Consider the following 13467-nt stretch of genomic DNA (forward strand, 5'->3'; position numbering starts at 1 on the left):
GTTCCTGACCGATCCGATCGTGCTCCCCGGCATGGTCGTGCCGATCGAGCTGGACGAGTCGTCGCAGGCCGCCATCGATGCCGCCCGCGCGGGCGGCGGCGCAGCTCGAGGGCCAGGTGCAGCACGATACGGGCGCCCGACATGCCCAGCGGGTGGCCGATGGAGATGGCGCCACCATTGACATTGACCTTGTCCGGGTCGATGCCCAGCTTGCGGGTGGAGGCGATGCCGACCGCCGCGAACGCCTCGTTGATCTCGACCAGATCCAGCTCGGCGGGCGAAATACCCTCCTTGGCACAGGCTTTCGCGATGGCGTTGGCGGGCTGGTCCTGCAGGGTGGAGTCGGGGCCAGCCACGACACTCCAGAAGCATGCTCGATGGGTCTAGCAGACAATTTGAGCCCTGCCATGAGGAATGGTGGCGGTCTTTGCTGAGGTTGGGGCCCGAGTATTGGGCTGATGTCGGATCGAGGAAAGACCCGCCCGGTCGGGTGGCCGGGCGGGTCGGGTGTCCCCCGACGAAACTCGACGTCGGGTTTCTTCACCGCTATCTACTTCGCCTGCAATGATGGCTGGTTGATAGTGGTGAAGTACTGGATGGCGGCGCCGATCGCCACCGGAGCGGTCACCAGCAACTGACCCGCCACGGTGCCCAGAGCACCGACGGCGATGATCCCGCCGAGACAGCCGACCGCCGCCGCCGGAAGGAACGCACCGAACAAACCGACGATCGTCGCCGCCGCGACGGTCGCACCTGCGATTCCGCCGAGCACGCAACCCAGCGCGGCACCGCCGATACCACCGACCGCGGTGCCGATGGTCGCGCCCATGGAAATGGTGCTGGTCAAACGCGACCACGCCGCCTGCTCACGGTCATAGTCGCTCTTCCACGGCGCTTTGTCCTCGAACGGCAACGCCACCGGCTTGTACACTGCGTGCGCCGTGTCGTACTGCGGCGTCAACGTCGCAGAACGGCCGGCGATATCCGCCGCGATCGGGAACTCGAAATCATCGACCCGGAACCGCAGCGGCATACTCGTGAGCACGGTGCCGTTCGCGGCCTTGACCTTGAACACACCGTCCTCGACGACCATCGAACCGGCCTCGCTGGTGATGAGGGACTGGGTATCAGTGGCGCGAGCGGTGAAATCGACCGCACCATCTGCAGCGGGTTGCGCACCGGCCGAACCGGACGCGATCCCCACCGCAGCGACCACACCAGCAGCCACCGCAACGAACTTTTTCATCCTTAATTCTTTCTCTCGATTTTCTCCTCGGAAGCCGGCGCGATGTTTTCCACCCCGACGTCACGTTTGCATTTCTCACGAAGGACGGTGTCGCCCATAGCGTCCTGTACGACAGGCGTTACCCGCGACGGCCGACCTGCCGAGGACATACCTATTTCTGCTGCGTGGCTCACTCGGGAAGGGACTGGGTGTCGTCGAAATCGGTACTGAATTGACCATGACGACCGGACGCCGCGCAGGGCCAGATACCAGGCTCATACCCGGCGGCGGTGACCGGCCTTGCCAAGACCGCAGCGCTGAATGCGGGTTTCCTTCGCCTTCATCAGGCCCAGTAGACCCACCAACGTTGTCACCGCCACCAGATATGCCGGGGCCAGCCCGGTTGCATCTATCAGTGCGGTCACGAGGTAGGGCTCGTCCGGGCAGTGTCCTTGCGCGCCATAGAATTCGGGCATCTCACGCGGTCCCCCATCCAATGCGTGCACGGCGGCCAGGCGCAGTGGCACCTGCTGCTGATGGTGAACCGCCCGCGCTATCTCGAATGGGACGCCGAGGAGAACGCCACCCCTCCCCTGCTGGGCAAAGACGTGTCGATCCTGCGCGACCGCGCCGACGGTATCCTGAAGCCGCTGCCGCTCAGCGAGTTCCGCCAACGGACAGCACCCGATGTTCGACGCCGACGACTGGGGCGCGTGCACCTGCACAGACACCTACGGGGCGCGCACGAATACGCATGACATCAACTGGACGGCTGGGCAGCGCCCCACACCGGATACGTCACTGTGACAGACCGCCCGGGGGAGTCGGGTTTCATTGCTCACGCAACTGGTGGACGGCCTCGACCCGTTCCCGAGTCACAGGTGCAGCGGGTCTGGGCCTGTGGTAGGTGTTTCGTGCGGAATTCGGTCGGCCCGGATTCGGTCGATGCTGAATCCGTTGCGGCCCGTCGGCGAGCAGGCCGAGTGCGACCAGTTCCGCATCGAGCTGGACCGACGCAGGTTCGGGGCGCGCAGCGCGGTCAGGGCGACCGAGTGGGCGGCGACCGGGTCGGTTTGCGGCCGTTGCCAGCGGCGAAGACCCGCATCTGCGCCGAGAGTTTCGCCAGCACGTCCACCACGGTTTCACCGTCATGGACCAGACGGTGCCCGAGGCGGCGTCCGATGCCGTTTCAGCCCGACTGCCCAGAACCGATCCGCGAATTGTGCGGATCCATTCCGATGATGAAGGTCACCGGCGTCCGTTTCTGGCTTGCAATGGGGTTGGACCTGTTCAACCGGGCCTGCGCCACCGCGGCGCGCCGATTCGCCGCCGCCTTCAACGACACCTGCATCAGCGAAGGCTTCGCGGTCATCGTGGACCGGGTCGACACCGTACTGCTGCCACGCCTGCCGTGCGAACGCCGCTGGATGCTCCCCTAGCAAGCAAGCACCAAGTGGATTGCACGCGACCCGCGACCTGAAGATAAATGGCTGTCTGCCCGGAACGGCAATTCAGGGCATCAGTCGGCGCCACCGCCGAAGCGGCAGCGCTTGATAGCCACCGCGCCTCGATTGCCGCTTCGTCGGGCCAGGTTTGTTAGGCAATCGGTGTCTCGCGGCGCTTGATGTGTCACTGCCGGTTTGTCGAGTAGCCTGAGATCGCTGCAACGGTGAATTGCGGGCGACCAAGGATTGATTCCGATCAGTTCAATACGCAACTCAATGCGCAACGTGATCTTGGTGAGGTCGCGGAGCTGAGCGTGCTCGGGCTGCATGATGCCGAGGAGATCGGCCGGGGCGGCTTCGGCATTGTATTTCGCTACGTTGAGTCTGTGCTGGACCGGGTGGTGGCGGTCAAGGTACTCACGCGCGAGCGCATGGAACAACGACCGTTGACCCGATTCGCTCGACCCGCAGCTCCGCCGACTGCCTTAACCGTAGCCATCGTCCGGGCTCTCGCCGATTACGTCACCGAAACGGAACGGACGCGCGGCCAGGTCGGCCGCCGGGTGGGCGCCGTGACCACTTAAGTCATCGTCAGCCGATGCCCCGCCGGGCCGGACTACACGCGGCACTGCGAACACCGTAGAAGGTCATGTGCTGAAGGTGAAACAGTGCCACCAGGGTGGCGAATAACCTGGCGGCACTGCCTCCATTCCGCGTGGCCGCTCACCGTCCGACCAACGCGGCGGCCGGCGCCGGGCAGGGCGCCGACCTGGATCTCAACGTCCCGAATCCATCAAACCCCGCTGCGTTTCACCTCCGAAAGCGCATTCGTAAACTGTTGCTACGCCATACATTCAGGTACTCCTTCGTGATTCACCAGGTCTGAAACGTTTGCCGCCCGGAGCGTCGTCCAATAACTCGGGTGGTCACCGCGCGATTCGGTTGTCGGTCAGGCGGTGAGTTCTGCCGGTGTGGTGTCCTTCTGATCGTCGGTGGTGATGGGACCGCGGAGCGGGCCAGGACGCCAAGGCCGAGGCAGCGGTGCCTTCGATCCATTCGTGTTGTTCGGCCAGCACGGTGCCGACGAGGCAGACGATCGAACCGCAGTGCATGGACACCTCGCCTCGCCCGACCTTCGCGTCAGAGGTGGTGAGCCGGCGCGAACGCTGTGAACTCATGAGATCTCCTGCCGATATTGGCTGCTGCGGTGCCTACAGCCTCTTTTGCGACGGCCGGTACCCGCGACGGCCGATCGATCCAGGACATACCTATTTCTGCGTGCAGCACTTTGGAGTAGGCAGGGCAGAAGACCCGCCAGGCAGCTCTTCGGGGAATCCTGGCCGTTGGCAGAACCCAGATCGGGCTTCGCGCTTTGGCGCTGATCGGATGGGCATTGTCCGCCGCGCTCATGTTCGCGTCTGTCATCACGCCCCCCATCTGGGGCCGCTTTCACCGGCAGGGTGAAACAACACCTCGACCACGAGACGTGACGTTGGCCGTGCAGCGCGCCGAACTGCGCAAGCAACGTGGCCTCCTCGACCAGGCGCGACTCGCTGTCCCCGCTGGTGACCACCGCGAGGCGCTGAACAGGCATAGTCAGGAGCCCTGCACGCCTCCGGGTTTGGTGTGGACGGTGAACTTCATGACTCGCTCCTGCTGTCTGTGTTGCGCCAACGAAGCTTCCCCACCGGCCGGATAGACGGCCTTTTAGCCCATCATCGTGGCTATTTCCTTGTGTCCCAACAGCAGTTGCGCGATATGCGGTGGCATGCCGTTGAGGATGGTCCCTCCCCGGTCAGAGGCGGCTGTAGGTCTCGATGTCCTCGGTGAACTCCTCGATGGCCTGCGTGGTGAGCGTCGGTCGCGTGTTGGCGATGGCGTCCAGGTAGTCGTCGGTGCTGGCCGGTTTGCCCAGTCGCCGGCTGACCTCGCGCTCGAAGGCCGCTTGCGAGCCCTTGCGGGCAGCGAACTCGATGTCGGCAGGGGTGAACAGCTCACTCGCCGCGACCAGCGCGGCCACATCCACCGATTCGGCGGCGGAGCCGAGATAGCGGGACCAGATTGCCGCGCGCGCGGCCGAGTTCGGCGGGCCGATCGGGATGATGTAGTCGAAGCGGCCAGGTCGCATGAAGGCCGGGTCGAGGGAGCGGACCGAGTTGGTGGCGCAGGCCAACAGCCTGTCATCGTGCTCACGGAATCCGGGGATCAGCTTGAGCAGCTCATTGGTGACCCCGTGCCCGGGATCGACTGCTTGCCCGGAACGCACACCAGCGATCTCCTCGACCTCGTCGATGAACAGCAGCACCGCCTCCAGTTCGGCGAGGTCCGCGAACGCCTCCCGCAGGGCCGCGGCCAGCCCCTCGCTGGTGGCGGCGGCGAGCCGGGAGGGAAACAACTCTACGAAAGGCCATTTCAGTCGGGAAGCCACCGCCTTGGCGAAGCTCGTTTTGCCGGTCCCGGGGGGACCGAACAGGATGAACGCCTTCGGCGGGGCGACGTTGTACCGCTCGGACAAGGCGGGTTCCGCCAGCGGCAGCACGATCCGCTGTTCGACGATCCGCTTCTCCGGCTCCATGCCGGCCATCTGGTTCCACAGTCCCACCGGCAGCATCCGTCCTCCGAGCAGCGCGAGCAGGTCCGAATCGGCCACTCCCGACGGCTCGGGCCGTTCGTAGTAGGTGAGGTCGCCACGAGCGAGGTAACCGGAATTCTCCAGGGCCTTGGTTCCGGTGCTGTGTGAGGGCAGCAGCGCGCTGATGCGGCGCACCCCGTGCGCACGCAGTCGTCGCTCGAGCTCGGCGAGCAATGCGCTGCCGATCCCGCGCTCGCGCCACTGTCCTGCCAGGGCCACCAGGAGCACCCAGGCGCGCTCTCCGTGGACCTGCGCTACCGCGATGCCGACGAGTTCCTCGCCGACCACGGCCACGACGCCGCCCTGACCGCCCCGGACCGCCGCCATTGCCTCGGAGATGGAAACCACCGGCGTGGCATCGTCGATCTGCCGGTTCTGATCCCATATCCGAAGCGCTTGGTCAAGATCGCCCTCTCGGAAGTCGCGTAATCGCCACAGAGCCATGACCACCACCTCACCCGATCGCGGACTACCATTCTCCCCGCAACGCCGACAACACCGCCACGCGCGAACAACGAGCCCAGCTCATGCGGCTCCTACGGCAGCTGCTGTCCGTTGTCGATCGATCTCATGTATTGCCATTCTTGTGACGCAGGGGCTGGGTGTGAGCACCGGTGCGTCATGTCTGGGGCGCATCGTTGCGCTGTGCTTCTTACCGGATCGTTGACGTAACCCGTGCGAGTATGTCGTTGCGAGGCTCCAGGCTCATTCGTGGTGCTGTGGTGGCTATTGGTGCAATACATCCCGCTCACGGGCCAGGAACTCGGCAAAGGTGGTGGCCGGCCTGGCCGGCCGGTGAGATCGCGTACAGCCGACGTGGTGCCAGCGAGAGATCCGCCCGCGACGTCGGCATACAGTGTGGCCACGTCGCAGGCGAACTGGGCGGACAGGCCCTGGGTGATAAGGCTCTCTACGAAATCCGTTGGGTGCTGGTCGATGTAGGACACGGTCCGGCCGAGTGCCTCGGATAACTGGGCGGCGATGCGAACTGCACGCATCCTGCCTGCGGATGAACGGCATAGGCGCGGCGCTCATCGACCGCGCCGGCCGGTCGGCAGCTCTCGGTCCCGATGCGACCGCCGCCGATCTGTTCACGCTCATCAACGCGGCAGCCTGGACAAATGAGCACGCCGATCCCGATCAGACCGATCGCTTGATCACCTTGACGCTCAATGGGTTACGTGCAGCGGCCGAATCAGCATAGGCTGGTGTTCCTGGTGTGGGCCGAACTCCCCCGGACACCGCCACCGACAGCGCACGCAGACCCGCAGACTCGCGAGTTGCGAGCCAAATAAACCGGCGGCAAGTTAACGTCAGAAGGTGCACACGCGCGTTAGAACGATGACAGCACGTCAGATCAACCAGCAGCGGACAGCTGCGCTGGCTTCCGGATCGGGTACACCCGAGTGAGCCGATCCGGCCTGGCCCTCTGATCTGCCCACCGGGCGAGGGACCCACGTGAACGAACTTCTGGCCGCCTGCCAACAGATGACCGACCTGGCCAGGCTCATCGATGAATTCGTCGCGATCATGACCGTACGTCGCGGCGGCGACCTCGACTCATGGATCAAGCCGGTCCGTGATCAGCACTTGGAGAGCTCGATCCTTTCCTGCACGGCCTCGAACAGGATCACGATGCTGTGCTAGCCGACCTCAGCCTGCCCTACAGCAGCGACACCGCGGTGCGAGCGCCCGACGGCTCCACACCCTGCATTGCGCGCAAAAACTGCAGAACACGTCCCACGAGGCCGCAGGATCAGTCTTGGGCTGAGAGAAGAAAACAGGTATGCCTCCGGCCGTTCTGCCGCTGCGGGGGCTACCCGGCGAGACGACGCTGGTGCGAACTCACCAGCACCGTTTCTTCGAGGTTTCCATGAACAGTCACAGCCCAGAGGACGCAGGGAATATCAGCGACGATAGCGAACGACCGGCAGATAGGTTGATGATCCAGCATTGCGTGGACTGCGACAGGCTATTTGGGCCGCTAACCGGCGCGTGTTCATTGTGCGCGTCGCCGGATCTGGAGTGGGTGCCCTCGGCTGGCGTCGGTTCGATCGTGTCGTGGCGCCTGATGGATCGTGCCGGGATAGACAGGCACGTGGAGCGGGTGCCGTTAACGATCGCCATTGTGGAACTCGACGAGGGCCCGTGGATCTACACCTCCATCGAGGGAGACGTCCCTCTCCTCCCGATCGGGCCGGTGCGCGTGCGATTCCAGCCGCGCCCCTGGGCACACGGGCTCCCGGTCTTCACAGTCAGTGCCGATCCGCGAGACTCGGAAAATCGGCGCTGATTCCGCACCCCTGCGTGTGCGACCGATCTGCGAGCATGCGATCGCACAATCAACCGGATAGAGGCAGTTGCCAGGATGTGTCCGAGGGTGCGGAGGCAGTGTGGTTGCTCGCACCGGATCGACAGCAGTACCGGCTGCGCCACGACCACTTCCCGATCACGGACATGCAAAGTAAGCACCGACAGGTACCTGCAGGGTCCCCCAGGACGTTGCCTGCGACGAGCGCCCTGAGGGAACCGACAAGTTGCCGCACACCTGGACCTGCGCGTCGCCGCTGGGCGCGTCCCTCGACGGGGCATGAACTAACAGTTACACCGATTGCACGCTGGACAGATTCCGGTCGACCGATTCTCGTGGCAGTTCGAGAGGTCGCGCCGTCCGGGTCGATCGTGATCGCCGTTGGCGAGTTGGTCGGCGATAATCTGGATGAGTTCACACGATGGGAGGCCGAGACCGATGAGCCGCTCGAAGGATAACGCGGCCGCGCTGTACACCGCGCTGGTCGACGCTTACGGGCCCGACTTCGACATCGACAGCTTCACACCAGACCCGAACGGCGCGCTAGTGGACGTGCCCTGCCTTGAGGATCCCAACGATCTGGTGATGACCCAGGACGTAAGCCTGAAACTGCCGTGGCCGGTGCTGCAACGGCTTCAGGCCCGTGCCGCGCATGCCGGCGCCAGCGTCGAAGAACTGGTCTCGGAATGGGTCATGGTGGAGGCGTCCGCCGATGATTCCGTGCCCCGCGACGTCATCCTGCACTTGCTTGCCCAGCGCCAGCGCCGCTCGACCTGAACAACCCTGAACCCCAACACTATGCGGACTGTCACCAGCTTGACCGGCCGCGGCCAGCACCGACAGCACCCGGCAGCCCTGATCACACGCCAGATGCAGCTTGCTGGTCCGCCTGACCTGACCCTATGATTTCGGTGGACCGAACCATGGGGTCTCGCCACGATGTTTACGCCCGCCGTGGTCGCGGCCCCGTCAGCGGGCGCTGAGCCCGTACCGCAGCCGAAACCGCTGGAAATCGGCGGCACCGACCACCAAATCGACGGCGACGTAGCGTTATCCGGCGGTGCTGCCGGTTGGTGCAACGCTCGGAACGTGCGGGGAAGTCGGCCAGTTGTATGAGCTTTCGATCACGCAGTGGCCAGAAACTCCGGCGCTGCGTATCACCAAGGCAGAGGTGGAATTGATGCTGTCCTACCGATCGCCGCGGCCATCGGAAAGCAACGCCGTGCGGATCGGCACAGCCGGGTTCGCGTGAATCGGCGGCGACGAGATTGGGGTCCTGACAGCCGGATCCGGCAGTTGTCGGTGATGTCGTCGCCCGGGAGTCGGGGCGAACCATCCGCATCGGGATAGTGGACATCCCATGTTGCCCATGGCTTCCGAGACAGCTACCGGCTGCGAACCGCGAGGTCGATTTCGGCGATCACTACCAGCGACTGCTGTGAGCGAGGCCCCGAGGCTCAACGGTCAGAAGCCGATGTCTGCGGGTCCTCGCCTCCCCCGCGATCCGCGCCGACTAGTTCTTGGCGCGCTGATAAGCCTCGACGATCTCGGCCGGGATACGACCGCGCGAGGCAACCTGGCGCCCCTGAGCGCGCGCCCAATCACGAATCGCAGTGCTCTCCTGCCGCTCCACCGCCGGACGAGCCCGCCCGCCCGCGGCCACCTTGCCGCTGCGCTTGGAACGGCTCAGCTTGCGGGCCTTATCGGTCCACGGTTCCAGGGCCTCCCGCAGCGTGGCGGCGTTCTTGTTCGACAGGTCGATCTCGAAGTCGTTGCCGTCGATCGAGAAGAAGACGGTCTCGTCGGCCGTCGATACGCCGTCGTAGTCGTCTACCAGAATTACGGTGACCTTCTTCGCCATGGACTGCCCTTCCGTGTGTGACGTGCTCGGGGCAACGGGCGGCGCCCGCATTCCACCCCGATCTCAGCGACATTACAGCGCGGAAATGAGTTGGCACCTCCTTCGTGGCCGTGAGCCCAAAATCATGGCGGGTTCGTGGGAGATATCGCTGAATTTGCCTGTGACGGACTGAATTTCCGTTCAACGGACTCGCACAGGTGACGACTCCTTCACCCGACTATGTGTGATCCCTCCCGAATGCCGGGCTGCTAGCTGGCATAACGTGATTCGATGCGCTGGGCTTTGCTCAGCTTGTAGTTCTTAGGGGTTTGCCGCAGGAACCCGACCCTGAGCAGGCGTTGTACAGATCGGGATACGTCGGGTTGCGGTAGGCCGAGTTGGTCGGCAAGGTCATGTGCCCCGGACAGATGCCCTTGCCGTGCTCGTCGGACATGTTCATCAGCGCAATGGCTATGCAGTACAGCATCTTTGGGCCGTGGCCGCTGGTAGGGCTGCCGGTCCTTTTGGACATGTCGGCCGCATATCGGTGCACCGACTTGGACTATTCGATCCTCAGTGCGGGGCCGTTCGGGCCTGCGTCGATCTCGTTTTCGGTGTCCATGGCAACTGATGGTGGGGCACGGTAGTCACCGCGCGGACGTCACCTTCGACAGCGAGGGAGCGACCTGGACGAGGCGTCGCCGGGATGTCGGCTACTCCACGACCCGGATCGGTCTGCCGGCCAGCTAATCCGTGACGGACGGGCTCGACTCCCCCGGCTGTCAGGTGACCCGTCCGCTACTGTGCAGGCTTGCCTACGGCCTTCTCGATGCGGCGGGCGTGCTCAATGAGCGCGGCCGCGAACGCGCGAGCCTCGTCAGGATGTTTCTGCGCGCGCTTCTCGACCTTATCGGCCAGGGTGGCGACACGGTTGCCTTCGGTGGCGAACCATGACCGCGGCTCTTCCTCGTCCTCCTTGTCGGCTGGTTCGCCGGCGAGTCCGAGGACGGTGCGAACTACCTCGACGGCGGTGTCGCGGTTCCATTCGGTCCCGGCCGGCAGGGCCGCGACTGTGGCGGCGACCGCCTTCTGCACGAGCGCCGCGGTGACCTTGGGGCCGGTGCCGTTGGCGGCGGCCTCTTGGGCCAGGGTCAGATACAGCTCGGTGGCGGCCTGGTCGCCGTGGCGGTCGGCTAGCGGCATCAGCTCGCGTACCTGACGCTCGTTGATTTTGTCCCCCATGGGGGACAAAGCGATGGGCTCGGCGACGACGGCGGAGCTGATGAGCCGGTATGCCTGAGAGGTCTGCATCTGCCAGCGGTCGACCAGGTACTCCTCGAACGTGGCGTGGGTTTCCCGGTACAGGCGCGCCGCGGAGATCACCTTCAACGCCTTGCCGGCCCGCCAGAACGCGACCCGCAGCACGTCGAGGGCGGCCTCGCAGGCGGCGAGGTCGTCGCGCTCTCGGGCGGTGAGCTCGCCGGTGACGTCGGGCTGGTCGTACGGCTCGGGAATCTCGGCCGCCACGGGGGCCGCCACCACCTGCGCCGCGGCGGACGGCGGGGTGCCCGCGGGGACGTGTGCGGGGGCACCGTCTCCCCCGGCAACTCCCCGTTCGAGGACGACAGTCGTGCCTTCGACCTTCGGGATTTCTCGGCGGCCCATTTAGTTCGTCACCTTCTGCAGCTCGGTCTCGCCGATCGCGGCGAGATAGTTGTCGACATAGGCCTCGGCGGCCATTTGCATGGCGATGCGGGTTTTGGAATCGTCGGCGGACTGAGGCGGTTCGGAGAACTCGACCGCGCGCTCGGCGCCGGCCGAGAGCGCCAGGTTCGGGGTCCATACCGCGTCACCCCACGTGGCGGTTGCTTCCTCGGTACGGGTCTTGTGGGTCGAGACGCCGGTGCGGACCTTGTTGATGATCACCCCGATCAGGCGGGCCCGCATCGTCAGCGACAGCTGATAGTGCGGGTCGTTGATCATGGCGTCGAGACGGCGCGCGCCCCGTAACCCGTCGTAGTCGGGGGTCATGACCGCGATGACGTTGACGCCGTGACCACCGGCGACCGGCTCGCGGGATGCCAAGGTCAGGTGCAGCAGATGCCCGAGGGTGGGCGCGACATCGATGAGGACGTCGTCGAACTGACCGAGCAGGGGAGTCAGGGCGGTGCGCAGACGCAGATGCGAGCCGGGGATGCCGGCCTCGGGGACCCGGTTCTCCAGTTCGATACGTGATGGGGCCAGGGTGATGTTGTCAGCCCAGTCCCCCTCCCACTGGCATGGCAGCAGGCTGGCCTGCAGCACCTCGGGGGAGGCGGTTTGGATGACCTCGGCCATGGATGGGCGTTGCTCGATCTGTTCCTCGAGGTAGCCCATGCGGCGGGTCAGGTTGCCTTGCGGGTCCATGTCGATGCACAGCACGCGCCGAGGATGGCCCGCGGAGGTGGTTCGCTTGGCGAGTTCGGCCGCGGTCAGGGTGAGGGCTTGCGTCTTGCCGACGCCGCCTTTGTGGTTGCCGAATACGGTGGGTTGCGCCGCCATGTGCCCAGTCCTTTCCCAATGCCGTGCTGCTGTGGCGAGTCCGTGCCCGCGGTCGCATGCTCGGGGTAGAGGAAGCGACCGTGTGCCGGCTCGGACCGGAATGCGCTGTCCCCCATGGGGGACAAACCGGCGCCCGCCGCGAAATCACTACCGAGCCGACCCGGCAGCGACAGAGGGATCATATAGTCCCCGCCCGAGCCACATGGCCTGCCGCATCGGCGATGTCGCTATCCGTCAGTCTGATTTGGGTTCCGGTCACCAGCGGGTGAGGTGCTGGAGCGGCGTCTCATGCTACGGCGAGACGCTGCTCGAATCGAACCGGGAGCTGTCATGCCAGCGGCGTCGGAATCTCGATGGCCTCGTCGATCAATGGCATGGCCTTATGGCGGCGAGTGTTCGTCTCTACTGCAGGTCGTTCCAGTCCCACCGGCGAGCGGGGCGTCCGTTGTGATCCCGGCCGAAGCGGTAGCGGCGGCGGTTGTTGTCGAATTCGGTGAACAGCGGGAACAGTCCCGCGGCGGGAAGGAGTTGCTTGACACGGGCCAGGAGTGGTGTGGAGGCTGCGCCGAGTGCTTCCAGGAGGCTGCTTGCGTAGCGAGGGCGATCACGGAGTACATGGTCGATAACTCGTTTGGTCACCATGTCGGCGAGCTCGTCGGCGCCGATCTGACGTAACCGTGAGAGAAGTACTTCGATGGCCTGCGAGTAATCGAGGTCGAGACGTTCGACTATCACCCGCGCCAGCTCTGTGGCTTGGACGGCAGTCGTAGAACCTGTCCACGAGCCTGGAAACACTCGGCCGGCCGGGTGGTAGATGGTCGGTGATTCGCTGGGCGAGCAGCGCGAAGGTTTGGTCGATCATCGCTGCGTAAGGCTTGAGCCAGTCACGTCCGACAAGCGAACCTGTACGGCCGAGCGCGCGAGCGTGAATCAAGAAGGGAGGCGGTGTCGGTGTCAATGTCCATCAGGGTCGACGGGGGTGCCCTGGTCGACACGCCTTGCTGTGGCACCAGCTGGCCGGTGGCGCCTTTAGGCTTGCCGACCAACTACCCCGTGTGGGTTTGTTCCTGCGGGGGTTGCCTGTTGCAAGTTCGGTTCTTCTCCGGACCTTCCCGACGACGTGAGGAGTTCGACGATGATGACTGTGGCACCAGCCAGTAACTGGCCCCTAGAGCTCGGCAGCGCAGCAGTGTTTCCCGCCCAGGACGGCGGCCTGAGAGCACCGTTCATCCTGGTGGGCGACTCGGACATGACCGGCGCCGATCCCGGCGCCTTCGCCCGGCAACTCGACAGCCCGGGATACTCGTTCCGCGAAGCGCTGCGCGCCGCCGGCGCCGATTTGATCCTGGTGTCGCTGGGCACCAGCGACACCCTCGACGGCGCCGCCCACCGCAGTGTGCTGGAGGTCTTGCTCCGCGCGATCGGCGAGCGCCTGGGCTCGACTCCGCTCACGGTCTGCGGCATCGGGCGCGG

18 protein-coding genes and 1 pseudogene are annotated in these 13467 nt (G+C 65.1%); 8 read left to right on the plus strand and 11 right to left on the minus strand.

The window, feature by feature from the left end; genetic code table 11:
- Positions 1-83: 83 nt before the first annotated feature.
- The 3 genes and pseudogenes from ACWEKS_RS47055 to ACWEKS_RS47065 all read right to left on the minus strand — a co-directional run.
- Positions 84-359: pseudogene (locus ACWEKS_RS47055) on the minus strand (acetyl-CoA C-acyltransferase); the annotation flags it as partial.
- Positions 360-550: 191 nt separating this feature from the next.
- Positions 551-1246, minus strand: coding sequence for a hypothetical protein (locus tag ACWEKS_RS47060; protein ID WP_452346197.1), 696 nt, complete (start codon positions 1244-1246; stop codon positions 551-553).
- 254 nt (positions 1247-1500) lie between these two features.
- On the minus strand, positions 1501-1701 hold the full coding sequence (locus ACWEKS_RS47065; RefSeq protein WP_452346198.1) for a hypothetical protein: 201 nt from the start codon (positions 1699-1701) through the stop codon (positions 1501-1503).
- 24 nt (positions 1702-1725) lie between these two features.
- Here ACWEKS_RS47065 and ACWEKS_RS47070 point away from each other — a divergent pair, with 24 nt between their 5' ends.
- Together ACWEKS_RS47070 and ACWEKS_RS47075 are read left to right on the plus strand one after the other, a co-directional pair.
- A complete protein-coding gene (locus tag ACWEKS_RS47070; RefSeq protein ID WP_452346199.1) occupies positions 1726-1983 on the plus strand; it encodes a hypothetical protein in 258 nt (85 codons plus the stop codon).
- 423 nt (positions 1984-2406) lie between these two features.
- Entirely contained in the window at positions 2407-2664 is a 258-nt protein-coding gene (locus ACWEKS_RS47075) for a hypothetical protein (protein WP_452346200.1), read from the plus strand.
- An 80-nt stretch (positions 2665-2744) separates the two neighbouring features.
- On the opposite strand, the gene ACWEKS_RS47080 is transcribed toward ACWEKS_RS47075, so the two are convergent.
- Positions 2745-2999 (minus strand): hypothetical protein, encoded by a 255-nt coding sequence (locus ACWEKS_RS47080; RefSeq protein WP_452346201.1) that lies wholly within the window; start codon positions 2997-2999, stop codon positions 2745-2747.
- Between ACWEKS_RS47080 and ACWEKS_RS47085 the strand changes: the two genes are divergently transcribed.
- Positions 2985-3254, plus strand: coding sequence for a hypothetical protein (locus tag ACWEKS_RS47085; RefSeq protein ID WP_452346202.1), 270 nt, complete (start codon positions 2985-2987; stop codon positions 3252-3254). The genes ACWEKS_RS47080 and ACWEKS_RS47085 overlap by 15 nt on opposite strands.
- A gap of 342 nt (positions 3255-3596) precedes the next feature.
- On the opposite strand, the gene ACWEKS_RS47090 is transcribed toward ACWEKS_RS47085, so the two are convergent.
- Together ACWEKS_RS47090 and ACWEKS_RS47095 are read right to left on the minus strand one after the other, a co-directional pair.
- Complete coding sequence (locus ACWEKS_RS47090; RefSeq protein ID WP_452346203.1) at positions 3597-3848, minus strand: hypothetical protein; 252 nt, start codon at positions 3846-3848, stop codon at positions 3597-3599.
- Positions 3849-4465: 617 nt separating this feature from the next.
- Positions 4466-5746: an ATP-binding protein gene (locus ACWEKS_RS47095; protein ID WP_452346204.1), complete on the minus strand. Its 1281-nt coding sequence runs from the start codon at positions 5744-5746 to the stop codon at positions 4466-4468.
- 514 nt (positions 5747-6260) lie between these two features.
- On the opposite strand from ACWEKS_RS47095, the gene ACWEKS_RS47100 reads away from it, so the two are divergent.
- From ACWEKS_RS47100 to ACWEKS_RS47115, 4 genes are all read left to right on the plus strand, one after another.
- Complete coding sequence (locus ACWEKS_RS47100; protein ID WP_452346205.1) at positions 6261-6506, plus strand: SbtR family transcriptional regulator; 246 nt, start codon at positions 6261-6263, stop codon at positions 6504-6506.
- A gap of 254 nt (positions 6507-6760) precedes the next feature.
- Positions 6761-6949 carry a hypothetical protein gene (locus ACWEKS_RS47105; RefSeq protein ID WP_452346206.1) on the plus strand — a complete coding sequence of 63 codons (189 nt, stop codon included), beginning with the start codon at positions 6761-6763 and terminating at the stop codon, positions 6947-6949.
- Between the two features lie 139 nt (positions 6950-7088).
- Positions 7089-7595, plus strand: a complete 507-nt coding sequence (locus tag ACWEKS_RS47110) for a Zn-ribbon domain-containing OB-fold protein (RefSeq protein ID WP_452346207.1) — start codon at positions 7089-7091, stop codon at positions 7593-7595.
- A 456-nt stretch (positions 7596-8051) separates the two neighbouring features.
- Positions 8052-8390 (plus strand): hypothetical protein, encoded by a 339-nt coding sequence (locus ACWEKS_RS47115; RefSeq protein WP_452346208.1) that lies wholly within the window; start codon positions 8052-8054, stop codon positions 8388-8390.
- A gap of 736 nt (positions 8391-9126) precedes the next feature.
- On the opposite strand, the gene ACWEKS_RS47120 is transcribed toward ACWEKS_RS47115, so the two are convergent.
- From ACWEKS_RS47120 to ACWEKS_RS47140, 5 genes are all read right to left on the minus strand, one after another.
- Entirely contained in the window at positions 9127-9474 is a 348-nt protein-coding gene (locus ACWEKS_RS47120) for a histone-like nucleoid-structuring protein Lsr2 (RefSeq protein ID WP_452346209.1), read from the minus strand.
- Positions 9475-9722: 248 nt separating this feature from the next.
- Complete coding sequence (locus ACWEKS_RS47125) at positions 9723-10085, minus strand: helix-turn-helix domain-containing protein (protein WP_452346214.1); 363 nt, start codon at positions 10083-10085, stop codon at positions 9723-9725.
- 166 nt (positions 10086-10251) lie between these two features.
- Entirely contained in the window at positions 10252-11118 is an 867-nt protein-coding gene (locus ACWEKS_RS47130) for a hypothetical protein (protein WP_452346210.1), read from the minus strand.
- The gene (locus tag ACWEKS_RS47135; RefSeq protein ID WP_452346211.1) at positions 11119-11994 is read right to left on the minus strand and encodes a ParA family protein; all 876 of its coding nucleotides are present in this window, start codon (positions 11992-11994) and stop codon (positions 11119-11121) included.
- Positions 11995-12396: 402 nt separating this feature from the next.
- Positions 12397-12729, minus strand: coding sequence for a hypothetical protein (locus tag ACWEKS_RS47140; RefSeq protein WP_452346212.1), 333 nt, complete (start codon positions 12727-12729; stop codon positions 12397-12399).
- 400 nt (positions 12730-13129) lie between these two features.
- Between ACWEKS_RS47140 and ACWEKS_RS47145 the strand changes: the two genes are divergently transcribed.
- Positions 13130-13467: hypothetical protein (locus ACWEKS_RS47145; protein ID WP_452346213.1), on the plus strand; the 338-nt coding region annotated here is incomplete at its 3' end.

It is taken from the genome of Nocardia sp. NPDC004711 (assembly GCF_053601595.1).

Excerpts from the sequence above, each read along its gene's own strand:
- ACWEKS_RS47060 (WP_452346197.1), bottom strand. The coding sequence starts at position 1,246 with ATGAAAAAGTTCGTTGCGGTGGCTGCTGGTGTGGTCGCTGCGGTGGGG.
- ACWEKS_RS47065 (WP_452346198.1), bottom strand. The coding sequence starts at position 1,701 with ATGCCCGAATTCTATGGCGCGCAAGGACACTGCCCGGACGAGCCCTAC.
- ACWEKS_RS47075 (WP_452346200.1), top strand. The coding sequence starts at position 2,407 with ATGCCGTTTCAGCCCGACTGCCCAGAACCGATCCGCGAATTGTGCGGA.
- ACWEKS_RS47080 (WP_452346201.1), bottom strand. The coding sequence starts at position 2,999 with ATGCAGCCCGAGCACGCTCAGCTCCGCGACCTCACCAAGATCACGTTG.
- ACWEKS_RS47090 (WP_452346203.1), bottom strand. The coding sequence starts at position 3,848 with ATGAGTTCACAGCGTTCGCGCCGGCTCACCACCTCTGACGCGAAGGTC.
- ACWEKS_RS47095 (WP_452346204.1), bottom strand. The coding sequence starts at position 5,746 with ATGGCTCTGTGGCGATTACGCGACTTCCGAGAGGGCGATCTTGACCAA.
- ACWEKS_RS47110 (WP_452346207.1), top strand. The coding sequence starts at position 7,089 with ATGCCTCCGGCCGTTCTGCCGCTGCGGGGGCTACCCGGCGAGACGACG.
- ACWEKS_RS47115 (WP_452346208.1), top strand. The coding sequence starts at position 8,052 with ATGAGCCGCTCGAAGGATAACGCGGCCGCGCTGTACACCGCGCTGGTC.
- ACWEKS_RS47120 (WP_452346209.1), bottom strand. The coding sequence starts at position 9,474 with ATGGCGAAGAAGGTCACCGTAATTCTGGTAGACGACTACGACGGCGTA.
- ACWEKS_RS47130 (WP_452346210.1), bottom strand. The coding sequence starts at position 11,118 with ATGGGCCGCCGAGAAATCCCGAAGGTCGAAGGCACGACTGTCGTCCTC.
- ACWEKS_RS47135 (WP_452346211.1), bottom strand. The coding sequence starts at position 11,994 with ATGGCGGCGCAACCCACCGTATTCGGCAACCACAAAGGCGGCGTCGGC.